The following is a 12,383-nucleotide window of genomic DNA, read 5'->3' on the forward strand; positions in this document are numbered from 1 at the left end:
GAATGTATTTGTTAAAATGGACTTAAAATTTACAATTTGGCAACATTTTTTTTGCCTGAATTGATAATATGGCTGTTTTTCGTGTTTTTTTATTGTTTTTTTAGGATTAAATTACATTCATTATTGTCGAAAATCGTCTAATTTTTTCCGTTGATGATGTATATTTGATCTTTTTAACATTTTTTATAATTAAAATTTAAGAATGGAAATTCAAAAAATAAAATGGGGAATTATAGGCTTGGGAAACATTGCAAATCAGTTTGCTGCAGATTTACAATTGCTTGAAGATGCTGAATTAGTTGCCGTTGCATCCCGAAATAGTGACAATGCAAATGCGTTTTCGAAAAAATACAATTGCTCAAAAGCGTATGATTCTTATGATGCTCTTTTTGCAGATAAAAATGTAGACATTATATATATCGCAACTCCACACAATTCTCATGCTGAATTATCGATTAAAGCATTAGAAAATGGAAAACATGTTTTATGTGAAAAACCAATTGCGCTTTCCTATAATGATGCCGTTAGAATGACTGAAGCTTCGAAAAAGTATAAAAGATTTTTTATGGAAGCTTTCTGGACGCGTTTCATTCCATCACTTCAGGATGTTTTATCCAAAGTAAAAAATGGAGAAATTGGAGCTGTAAATTACATAAAAGCCGATTTTGCTTTTATTGGAAATGAAACAGAAGGAAGCAGATTGTTTAATAAAAGTAATGGTGGAGGAGCATTGTTTGATATTGGAGTGTATCCCTTATTTCTCTCTTATATAATGTTAGGGATTCCAAAAGAAATAATAGCAAAATCAATTTTTCATAAAAATGAAATCGATTTACAGACGTCCATGATTTTGAATTATGATAATGCGCATGCTGTTTTACATGCTTCAATAGCGTCAGAATCTGATATGAAAGCCGTTATTGGCGGTACAAAAGGACGAATAGAACTTGATGCGCCGTGGTTTATGGCAAATGCTTATTCTGTTGTTAAAGAAGAAAAAGAATCCGTTTTTAGCTTACCAAATCTGGGAAAAGGATATTCACATGAAGCAATAGAATGTCATAACTGCATCAGAAACAATCAAATAGAAAGTAAATTCTGGTCGCATCAAAATAGTCTCGATTTGAGCAAAATTGTGGAGGAAGTAAAAAATCAAATCGGTTTAGAATTTTAATATTTATATTTTGTAATAAAAAACTTGTATTTAAATATTTTTGATTAGTTTTAAAAATATTTAATGAACAAAATATTATGCTGATTAAAGTTTACGGAAGTGCCGTTTTTGGAGTAGAAGCCACCACAATTACAGTTGAAGTGCACATGGACAAAGGGATTGGGTATCATTTAGTTGGCCTGCCCGATAACGCCATAAAAGAAAGCAGTTTCAGAATTGCTGCCGCTCTTAAAAATAACGGATTAAGCTTACCGGGAAAAAAAATAACAATCAATATGGCACCCGCCGACTTGCGAAAAGAAGGTTCTGCTTATGATTTACCGCTCGCAATCGGAATTTTAGTAGGTTCAGATCAGATAAAAGCGCCAGACGTTGAGCAATATATTATAATGGGAGAACTTTCATTAGACGGAAGTTTACAATCGATAACCGGAGCATTGCCAATTGCGATTAAAGCGAAGGAAGAAGGATTTAAAGGATTTTTTCTACCGAAGCAAAATGTAAAAGAAGCGGCAATTGTAGCCGGTTTAGATGTTTATGGAGTTGAAAATCTACAGGAAGTAATTGATTTTTTTAGAGGAAAGGGAACTCTCGAACCCACAATAATTGATACAAGAACAGAATTTTATAAAACACTCGATTTTCCTGAATTTGATTTTTCTGATGTCCGCGGACAAGAAAGTATAAAACGATGTATGGAGATTGCGGCTTCCGGTGGTCATAATATTATTTTAATTGGACCTCCGGGAGCCGGAAAAACAATGCTGGCCAAAAGATTACCGAGCATTTTACCGCCAATGACTTTGCGTGAAGCGCTTGAAACAACTAAAATTCATAGCGTTGCGGGAAAATTAAAAGAAGTGGGATTAATGAATCAACGTCCATTTCGCGGTCCGCACCATACCATTTCAAATGTGGCTTTGGTAGGAGGAGGGAGTTATCCGCAGCCTGGTGAAATATCGATGGCGCATAATGGTGTTTTATTTTTGGATGAATTGCCGGAATTTAAGCGTGATGTTCTCGAAGTAATGCGTCAGCCGCTGGAAGATCGTGAAGTAACAATTTCGAGAGCAAAATTTACGGTCACGTATCCGTCATCGTTTATGTTAGTGGCGAGCATGAACCCAAGTCCGAGTGGATTTTTTAATGATCCCAGTATGCCCAATACTTCTTCGCCACACGAAATGCAGCGTTATATGAGCAAAATATCCGGACCACTTTTAGACCGAATCGACATTCATATTGAAGTAACACCCGTTCCTTTCGAAAAATTATCAGACGACAGAAAAGCAGAAAGCAGCGTAGAAATCAGAAAACGTGTAACTGCTGCAAGAGAATTGCAAACCCTACGTTTTGAAGAATTGCCCAACATTCATTATAACGCACAAATGAATACCAAACAAATCAGGGAATTTTGTGCTCTCGACGAACAATCGAAACTGTTGTTAAAAACAGCGATGGAAAGGCTAAACCTTTCTGCACGTGCTTATGACAGAATCTTGAATATATTTTTTTTTCAATTATTGCGGTTATCTTTGAATTAAAATTAAAAAATTATGAAAGCGAAGTATATTAGAATTTCAACCAAGGATCAAAATTTGCAAAGACAATTAGTAGAAAGTGATGAATTTAAGATATATGAAGATAAGGTATCGGGTCTGATACCTTTTAATGAAAGACCAGCTGGCAAGAAGCTTATAGATGATATAAAAAAAGGAAAAATAAATCATATAACAATCCACTCTATTGATAGATTAGGGCGTAATGTAACTAGTATGCAAAATCAACTCAATTGGTTTGTATCAAATAATGTTCAAGTTTATCTTGAAAATATTCATATGAATATGCTAAATGAAGATGGTACTTTAAATGCGATTGCAAAGATGATTATTGATTTACTTAGTTCTGTTGCATCTTTGGAACTTGAATCTATTAAAGAGAGACAAAAACAGGGAATTAAGATTGCGAAAGCAAAAGGAAATATCTACACGGGGCGAAAAATTGGTGCGACTATGTCGGATGGTGACTACTTCAAGAGACATAAAGATATAGTATCACTTTTGAGAGACGGATTAAGTTTAAGTAAAATTTCAAAATTGACTGGAAAAGCGTTCGTTACTGTAAAAAAAGTTAATGATAAAATTCAACATCAAAAACAATTGATTAGTTAAAAATCATCATGATATTTATAATTTCAAGTAATTTGAGATTTAAAAAACTTGAATTTTACAAAAAAATAATAATAAATATAGAGAAAAAAACTTGTTATTAGCATCTTATCTTATAAGATGCTAATAACAAGTAATGATTTGAAATATTTAAGGACACATAATGATTAATAATATATATAAATATATATTTTTATAAATTTATACATATATATGATAGTTAATAATTCAAGTAGTAAATTTTTTCATGATTATAAAGAGTTTTATGATTCTCAGAAATTGTTAGCAGATAATAATATAATAATAGTCCCAAAGCATGCTGTTAAATTAATAAAGGCAAAAAAAAATGAAAAAAAATTACTTGAAATTAACTCTGATAAGAGTTTAGCCACTGAATATTGTCTAGTTTTCTTAGCAAACCTTGTATACGCTCAATTCATAGATGATAACGAAGGATGGAAGTCTTTGTCAAGTAAGATTTTAAGAGAGCAGATTCCTGGATCAGATGGCACTTATAAGAGAGTTATTGAATTTTTGCTTCAACCAATATTCTCATTAAGTCCTTTAATAGAAGTTAGATTGAATGAAAGGAATACTCAAACTTATGAGGCTGGTACAAAATCAAAACAATATAGGCTTTCAAGCTTATTTGTAAATTGTAAAGTTGAGCACTATGAAATTTCAAATTTTTATCATAAAAAAAGAAGGTTTGAAATTTATAGTAACAAAATTTTAGCATCAAAAAATAATTTAATAATTGCTAATCTTTTGAATATATATCCAAAGTTGACCCTTCCTACAGAAAATGAAATACTAAGCGAAGCCAAAATGTTAGTAAGAATGAAGTATGTAAACGGTAAAGGTAAAAAGTTAACTATTTTAAACGGCAGAAAAAAAACCGATCTTATAAATCAAAAACGGACTTTTTTTGAAGACAGTTTAAAATTATTTAAATATTTAACAGATAATGGATTTAAGTACCCTACAATATCTGGCGTAAGGTCGGGAGGCAGAGTGTACGATTCGATAAATATGATGCCTAGATTTATTAGAAACTTAATTAAAATTGATGGTGAAGAAACTGTTGATATTGATTTCAAATGTTTACATCCTAATTTAGCAGTAAAATTATATGGAGGAGTTACTGAATTTATTACCCATGAATCTATAAAGGATAAACTAGATCTGGAACTTAGTATTGTAAAGGAAGAACATTTAAGTTTTTTTAATAAAAAACCTCAACATATGAGACAAAGTTTGTTGTATGCATATTATGAAATGAATGAACCTAGAATGCTAACCAATATTATATCTGATAAGAAAAAAAATACTTATAAAATTACCAGTCAAAAAATGTTTGATCTAGAAGTAAAAATAATGACAGAATGTATTAGGAGATTAAATGAAAAAGGGATTTATGTTCTATATATTTTCGATGCTCTTGTGGTTAAATATAGTAGACAAAGCGTCGTTAAATATACTATGAATGAGGTTGTGTCTGAAATGGGGATTTATACTAATATAGGGAGCTAAAAGTTAAGAACGTTAAGTTCTCAGATAATGAAGCTCCAAACTAAAGGGTATTATGGTAATCTTAATTTTTTCTTTTTCTGTATAAATTTATATTCTAGTGCGAAAATTACTTTGGAATTGATTGTAAAAACATAGATTTGATTAAAGAAATAATAACTAAAAAAATGAGAATAAAACAAATAAAAATAAATAAAGATTATTTGATATTTAAAAAAGATGAGGTCTTTAATTTTAATTTAAATAGTGATTCTTATATAAATAATATTAATCAAAAGTTTAATGTAATTACTGGTAGTAATGGCTCAGGAAAAACTCTATTAATGAGTATGCTGAGTAATTTTTTCCACAATATTGATAGATACCATTTCAAAACCGAATATGATATTGAAATTATTTATGAGATAAGATATTCTCATACAATTAAAGAAATAGTTCTTAGATCAGAAGATTCTAATTATTTTATTTTTTTAAAAGATGAATTTGAAAATTCCCAGATAATTCCACGTTTAAGTAATAAAGAGGCTAGATTTAAGGAAATTCATGGGAAGTTATTTAATGAAAATAATGAGACCATTTTCACTCATATACGATCATATTTGCCTACATCAATTGTGCTTTCAACATTTTCAATTCATGGGGAATATCCAAGTAATAGACCAAGAAGTTATTCGGGAGAAAAAAATCTAAGGGTTTTTGATATTTCAAAATTATATGGAAATAATCATTTCGGATTACCATCAATAACTCGTGGTATATCTAGATTTTTAAAGCTAATGTTTGATTCGGAAAATCTTGTATTTAAAGATACTATTGAAGGATTAGGATTTGTTTTTAACAATAGAGTTGAACGTTATTATGATGGGGAAAATGAATGGGAAGATGTAGATAAGTCAAATTATCATGAGCTCGTCGAGCTTAGTGAAGCAAATGAGGGATATCTCAACGATCTTGAATTTCTTCGAAATGGGAAAGTGATTAATTTTTCCAACATGAGTACAGGAGAAAAGATGCTTATATATAGAATTTTATCAATTTTATCGGAAATAGAGAATGATTCTTTAGTAGTTATAGAAGAGCCTGAGATGCATTTAGATTTTTCATGGAACAGACAATTAATTTCGCTATTTGATTCAGCCCTGAAGGAATATAATGCTCACATTATATTCATAACTCATAATCCTTACTTGATTAATTCATTAAATCAAAACCAAATTTTGTTTTTAAAAAATGGTGTTCAAAATAATATTCAAACAAGCACTTTCCAATTAACTATTGAGGAGCTTTTTATAGAGATGTTTGGTGAAAAATTCGCACTAAATTCTAGTGAGGTAGATGTAATTGAAAAAATTAATTCAGCAACTGATTTACCAATTATTCAAGAAATATATGATGGTTTAGGAAATTCAATATATAAGTATTTAGCATTTCAAAAAATTCAAAAATTAAAAGGAGATGTGGAAGTTAAGCAATAGCACAAATAAGGAATATTTAGATAAATTTTATAGCGAAATATCTCTTCCTTTATTTGATTTTATAATTAAACTAAAGTACGATTCATTTACAATAAACAATTTTGTAGATTTTGAAAAAGCTGTTACTGATATTTTAAAGCCTAATTTTCCTCTGGTTATATTCAAAAAGAAACATGATGAAATAGAATGTTATAAATTAATTCTAGAGCTTTTAAAATCAAGTACGCTGAAAGAATTAATTATCCAAAAAAAGCAATTTAAAATTCAAAATGGTTGCATTAATATTGGAAATTATTCAATAAAACCAATGCCCGTTCCAGATGAATTATATAAGATATTTTCTAAGATTTTGTACGAAAAGTGTTTTGATAATAAAGATTGTTGGGATTATATCCAAGCAGGATTTAAGTATAACAGAGTTAACTTTCATGATAACTTCAAAACCGAAAATGATGATAGAACGATTTGTAGCTTATGTGATATTGATACTATTATCATAAAAAGTAATAGTATTATAGAACATTTTTTGCCAAGAAATTTATTTCCATATTTGTCGTTGAATGCGAATAACCTAACTTCATGCTGTAATGCTTGTAATTTGGGTGAAGATGGGAAAGGAATAAGCGCTTTTTCTCCCATGGTAGCACCTTTCAGAAGACAGATTGGCGAAAGCGTAAAATTCGATATACATTCTAATAAAATTGTAGTTTCATCTAAGGAGGTGAATATAGGAATAGATAACTATATCAAGATGATGAAACTTAATAAGCGATTTTCTTCTAATTCGGTATTTACTACGAGTATGACTCGTCTAAATGCTGATGTTTCAATGCATAATAGAATGAAAAAAAATATCCCAGATAATGAAGAATTATTAAAGTTTTTTAAAGAAGAGTTAGAAAATAGAAAGTACGAAGGTTTTCATTTTTTAAAGAAATATTACTTTAATGGAAATTATAAGGAATATCTAGATAAAATAAATTGATATTATTTAAAAATCAATAATCTAAAACAGTGAATTGTTTTAAGTTGTTGATTTTTAATTATTTAGTGTTTTAGGCTAATTTTTGAACAATAGCTGGTATTAGTAGCCTATAGATCAATCTCCTATTTAATTATACGAGTAAAAGATTTTAAATTTTAAAAACAAAGGTATCATTAAAACCTTTTATAAGGAGTGTTGGGAAGTTGTGTTATTAATATTAAAAAATTATTTATGATTCAAACAGGGTTTAATGCAAGAAAAACAATAAGTTTTATAAAAGATAATATAGGTATTATGATTTTAGTGCCTGCATTTTTTGGGGGTATTTGGCAATTAATTGAACTAATGAATATTTCAATAGCTTATGTTAGATTTTTCTCAATTTCGCAACTTGTTCCTGATGGAATACTAATTCTAATGTTCTTATTATTGGCATTTTCAATTGGGATGTTTCATTTGTTTTTAGATTGCATTTTTCCCGCAAAAACTAATAAGGTTGATAATACAACACCAATAACAGATGCTGAAATCGAACAAAAAAGAAAAAAAGACCTAAAGAAATGGTTGTCAACCTTTATTGTAACATATATTTTAGGAGCTGTTTATTTTACATATTTTTATAAGTTAATTATTAATGACGGTATTTATACTGACGGCTTAGTGGCTTTGTTAGTGTGTTTATTATGTACCCTTAGTTTATCTAACTGCTATAACTTAGCAAGCTTAAATAAAAAAGAAGATTTTAAATTTTTTAACGTTTTACTAATGTTCTTTTATATCCTTATATTATATCATTTTTGTAACAGAATTCATAATACATTTTTATTTACAAATAGTTTGGATAATATTGAAAATGTAAAATGTATTTTAAAAGAAAAATATCCTAATTCAAAAAATGAAATTTTATATTTTAATGACAAATATATTTTTATTAATGTCACTGACACTCTAAATCGAGATAAGGTATCAAAAGGGGAGATAATAAAAAAAATCCACATTATGGAATTAGAAAAACTTTTTAATGATTAAAACTTATTTATAAAATAAAGTCTTACTACAATATTTTTTGGTACATATTAGTCATGTTTATTGCTAGTGTAAATATAAAACTTTAGGGTAACTAAAAGTTTAGATATAAACTATAGACATAGTAAGGGATTTTATAGTTCGTATTTTAATTTTTATGTAAACTTTTAAAGTATACCTTAAAAATGAAATATTAATTTTTGAATTAGTAGAATAGAGATTTATAATTTACACTTTTTTGTTCCCTAAATTATAAGTCTAGCATAATGGATGGAGACGAATAAAAAAAAACCACAGCTTTTAACTGTGGTTCTGTTTTTATTTTTTGAAGTAAAAGGATGTTTCTCTAACTTTTTGAAATGCATCTAAAAATAATCGATTAATTTCTACAGCATTTACTTTTTCTGGATCGACAATATCTATTTCAAAATATTGTGGTGAAGTGTGTCCTGAAATATTAAAACCATAAGCATGACAATTTAATCTTCCATTTATTGTCGGCTGAAAATGCACCTGAAAACCGTCTTCAGAGGTATTACTATCAACTATAGTTCTGCCACTTTTAACATATACACTTGATAGATAATTGTAATTGCCTTCGTCTTCATTTACTAAGTAAATATTTGATTTAAAAAAATCATTTTCTGAAAGCTGGTTAACAATTTGCTGAAGAGCATCCGCAATACGAGGAATAATATTAATCCATTCTCTTCGGCGGGCAGTGCTTTCATTGTGTAATATTGGGAATGCTTCTGCGCTTTTTTTTAATTCATTAAGATAATCTATTTGTGACATTGGTTGTGTATTTTAGTTATAAAGTAAATATAAGATAATATTTAGCTCTTAATCTTTTCTTTTTAATGTTTTTGATTATTAAGTCTAAATATAACAGATATTACTTTTCATTGTATTTTTCTCCAATAATAAATCTCCTTGATTTAGTGAAAGTTTCGCTAGCATAATCATGAATGTCAAAATTTAAGCTTTGTAAAGATTGGATATCATCAACTTTGTCACTGCTTAAAGTTAAGATGTATTGAAAGGACTCAGAATTTTCAAGTGAATATAAAAAGTTTAAACTCTTAATCAATGTATCTTGATCTACATCAAATATATTATCATGAACTAAAAAATTTGGATGTTTTGCAGATGTAAATCCGTTTAGTAATAATGCTAAATCATAAATAAAAACTTTCATTCTTTCTATACTATGACTGCCTCCATAATCGATAGTCATATTAAAAACAATAACGTCTTTATAAGTTTCCGTATTCTTCGTAACGATATCAAATGAGCATCCCCTATTGCCCATTATATATTCATGAATGTCAGAAATTGAAGAATTAAAGCTTAAAACCTTGTCTTCATTTTTAGCTATTTCTCCGTCTAATTTTGAAACCAGTTGTGTTTTTTTTAATTGAAGACTATTTTTTTCCTTTAAATTTGCATCGTATCGTTTCAGTTCTGATCTTGTATTGATTGATTCTTCACTTTTTTTATGATATATTGCTAAACTTTGTTTTAAATCTTTAAATACGCCTTTAGTATCAAATATGCTTAGTATTGATGCTCTGTTGTCATCGAGAGACTTTATCTTACTTGTAACTTCTTTATGTTCCGACAACAGTTTCTTAAGTTTCTCGTTAAAGATGAAATTTTGAAAATTTTCTATTTTTTCTTTGAATGAATTCACTTCATCAAATGATTTAGCTAATTGATTACCTAATCCATGTTTAAATTGTTCATATACGAATAATACATCACTTTCATCAATTTTATCAGCCTTAGGCATTGACTTTATTTTTTGTATACTAAGTTTTAAAAATGATTGTTTATGGCGTAAGTCTTCTAAGGTTATTTCAATATTTATTAATTCGTCTTCAATAGTATTAAAGGATTCATGGGTTTTTAATTCTTCTAGTTCCTCTTCTAGTTTTTTAAGTTCTCCCTCTAAAGAATTTACCTCAGCTCTAACGTCGCTTAATGATTTTAGATTGTTATTTGTTAATCCTTTTTTTATGTCCCTAATAAGAATTGTTATTTTTTCAATTTCTTTAATTGTTTCTTTTGCCAATCTGTAAGCGGCAATATCAAAATTTAAAAGGTATAATGTTGGCGTGTGATCTTGTGGTACTTTAAATTTAGTGTCGAAATAGCTTACAATATCTTTAAATTCAGATCTTTCATCTCTGATTAATGGATTAATTAGTTCTCTAAAAGATGGATTTAAATTAATATTTGATTCACTTGTATAAAATAAATCGTTTAAATAATATAAAGCATTATCAATATTGCTAAACTCTACACTGTTCCCGTTAGTTATTATGGTGGGCTGATCAGGAGAATTTGTTGTTCTGATTATTGTTACTTTATTCTTATGAATGTCAAGATCTAAACAAATTTGAGTAGTTGGAGGTAGAATATTTCTTGGTATTTTAAGCACCCTGCTACCTTCTTTTTTCCTCAATAAGCAAAAATTCATAAATTCAATTGACATAGATTTACCAACACCATTTGTTTTGTCTGAAGAGCCATCTTTTTCTCCAAGAATAAAGTTTAATCCCTCTTTAAAAACTATCGGTATTGTAACTTCTGGAAAAGTATAAAGTTTTTTTATTCTGATCATTTTATATAAATATATGGCTGTTCAAAATCAATTATATCAAGTGCAAATAAAAACATTAAGGAATAATTAAGTTGCTCCCCGCTAAAAACTTCTTGCTTGCTTAGGGAAGAGGCTATATCGTATATTGTACTCCTCCCTTTTTCACTCTTACTAAGGTCTTTCAATATTAAGTACCCAATATAAACAATTGAGTGTCGTATATTTTCATCTTTTGATATTAAGCTCATTAGTCGTTGGGAAAAACATTACATTGTATTAATTGATGTATAAGATAAAATTTTATTGCTAATTCATCAAAACTTATTTGTTCTGCTAAAAAGAAACTCTTAAAGTAGTCACATAGATTGTTTAATGCTTCCTCTGGATTATTATTGCTACTTTGTAAATGTTTTCTGCTTATTTCTTTTAAGTATTTTCCTATTCGTCTGATTCTTACAGAAGATATCTCCAATCCATTTTCCGTAATTGATAGAGCATGCATATATTCTATTGCTAACTCAGCATATAAATTTTTTAGATAAGGAGCATATTCTTGGAATCTATTTTCAATCTTAAATGATGGATCAGGCTCAGACTCATTTTCGAATTCAACACAATTGTTCTCATCACTAATAAAACTAATTAATTTTAAAAATGTTGCAACTTCATTCGGCTTATTATTTAATCTATACTTTTCAAAGAGTTCTGTTTCTAGGAAATTCTGTATGTCTTCTAACTTTTCTAGTTCATCTATTCCAGAGACAATATAGTTTGTTAAATCATCAATGTCAATGACATCTGTTTTTTTATTAAAAATAAAATTATCAGTCTGTATTTCGCCGTCCCTTTGTGTTTTGTTTTTAATTATTAATATTTTAAGACTGTCATATTCTTCAAATAGTTTTTTCTCATCGAATGCCTTGACAGTTGATTTTATTTTCTCTAAAGAGTCATTAGACGTAACTTGAATTGCGAATTTATTTAAACGATCACCTAAATCAATAACAGCGGCATTTCTCTTTTCAATATTAATATTAATTAAAGAATAATCATAAATCTTATTTAAGAGAATTTTAAAAAACTGTTCTGCATGGATATTTATGTCTTGTAAATTTACACTGCTTCTTATTTTTACTAAATTAGTAAGCAACGAAAGGTGCTCAGTGATTTTATTTATAGCTGTAGTTCTTCTATTCACTCTTTTTAAATTCAGATATCTGATCCAAATTTAAGGAATGATACCCAAAGATTAAGATAAAAGAAAATTAATTTTTATAATGTTTTAAATGCTAGTATATTAATGTGGGTAAGTGTCTTGGTCAAATGTAAATAAGAATTGGTGGTTTATTTTAGAATAGATGAGTTAATAAATATGATAAGATTTTAATCCATATGTATTATAAAAAGACTTAATTTAGTT

At 28.3% G+C, this 12,383-nt stretch carries 10 protein-coding genes and 1 pseudogene; 7 read left to right on the top strand and 4 right to left on the bottom strand.

Features of this window, described 5'->3' with window-relative positions; genetic code table 11:
• Window positions 1-202: 202 nt before the first annotated feature.
• The 7 genes and pseudogenes from AC3QL1_RS10600 (at window position 203) to AC3QL1_RS10630 (ending at window position 8,361) form a co-directional block, all read left to right on the top strand.
• Entirely contained in the window at window positions 203-1,174 is a 972-nt protein-coding gene (locus tag AC3QL1_RS10600; RefSeq protein ID WP_492497425.1) for a Gfo/Idh/MocA family protein, read from the top strand.
• 77 nt (window positions 1,175-1,251) lie between these two features.
• Window positions 1,252-2,682 (top strand): annotated as a pseudogene (locus AC3QL1_RS10605) (YifB family Mg chelatase-like AAA ATPase); the annotation flags it as partial.
• A 48-nt stretch (window positions 2,683-2,730) separates the two neighbouring features.
• Window positions 2,731-3,345, top strand: coding sequence for a recombinase family protein (locus AC3QL1_RS10610; protein ID WP_492497427.1), 615 nt, complete (start codon window positions 2,731-2,733; stop codon window positions 3,343-3,345).
• Between the two features lie 210 nt (window positions 3,346-3,555).
• A complete protein-coding gene (locus AC3QL1_RS10615; protein WP_492497429.1) occupies window positions 3,556-4,875 on the top strand; it encodes a hypothetical protein in 1,320 nt (439 codons plus the stop codon).
• A 137-nt stretch (window positions 4,876-5,012) separates the two neighbouring features.
• Window positions 5,013-6,347 carry an ATP-binding protein gene (locus tag AC3QL1_RS10620; protein WP_492497431.1) on the top strand — a complete coding sequence of 445 codons (1,335 nt, stop codon included), beginning with the start codon at window positions 5,013-5,015 and terminating at the stop codon, window positions 6,345-6,347.
• Window positions 6,328-7,332: a hypothetical protein gene (locus tag AC3QL1_RS10625; protein WP_492497433.1), complete on the top strand. Its 1,005-nt coding sequence runs from the start codon at window positions 6,328-6,330 to the stop codon at window positions 7,330-7,332. Before AC3QL1_RS10620 ends, AC3QL1_RS10625 begins: the two co-directional genes overlap by 20 nt.
• Before the next feature lie 231 nt (window positions 7,333-7,563).
• Window positions 7,564-8,361: a hypothetical protein gene (locus AC3QL1_RS10630; RefSeq protein ID WP_492497435.1), complete on the top strand. Its 798-nt coding sequence runs from the start codon at window positions 7,564-7,566 to the stop codon at window positions 8,359-8,361.
• Window positions 8,362-8,676: 315 nt separating this feature from the next.
• On the opposite strand, the gene AC3QL1_RS10635 is transcribed toward AC3QL1_RS10630, so the two are convergent.
• From AC3QL1_RS10635 to AC3QL1_RS10650, 4 genes are all read right to left on the bottom strand, one after another.
• Window positions 8,677-9,153, bottom strand: coding sequence for a hypothetical protein (locus AC3QL1_RS10635; RefSeq protein WP_492497437.1), 477 nt, complete (start codon window positions 9,151-9,153; stop codon window positions 8,677-8,679).
• Window positions 9,154-9,253: 100 nt separating this feature from the next.
• Entirely contained in the window at window positions 9,254-10,984 is a 1,731-nt protein-coding gene (locus AC3QL1_RS10640; protein ID WP_492497438.1) for a DUF2326 domain-containing protein, read from the bottom strand.
• Window positions 10,981-11,211 (bottom strand): ABC-three component system middle component 6, encoded by a 231-nt coding sequence (locus AC3QL1_RS10645; protein ID WP_492497440.1) that lies wholly within the window; start codon window positions 11,209-11,211, stop codon window positions 10,981-10,983. The genes AC3QL1_RS10640 and AC3QL1_RS10645 overlap by 4 nt, the downstream gene beginning before the upstream one ends.
• Entirely contained in the window at window positions 11,211-12,161 is a 951-nt protein-coding gene (locus tag AC3QL1_RS10650) for an SMEK domain-containing protein (RefSeq protein WP_492497442.1), read from the bottom strand. Before AC3QL1_RS10650 ends, AC3QL1_RS10645 begins: the two co-directional genes overlap by 1 nt.
• Between the last annotated feature and the right edge of the window lie 222 nt (window positions 12,162-12,383).

Source organism: Flavobacterium sp. GW823-FHT04A11, assembly GCF_058796535.1.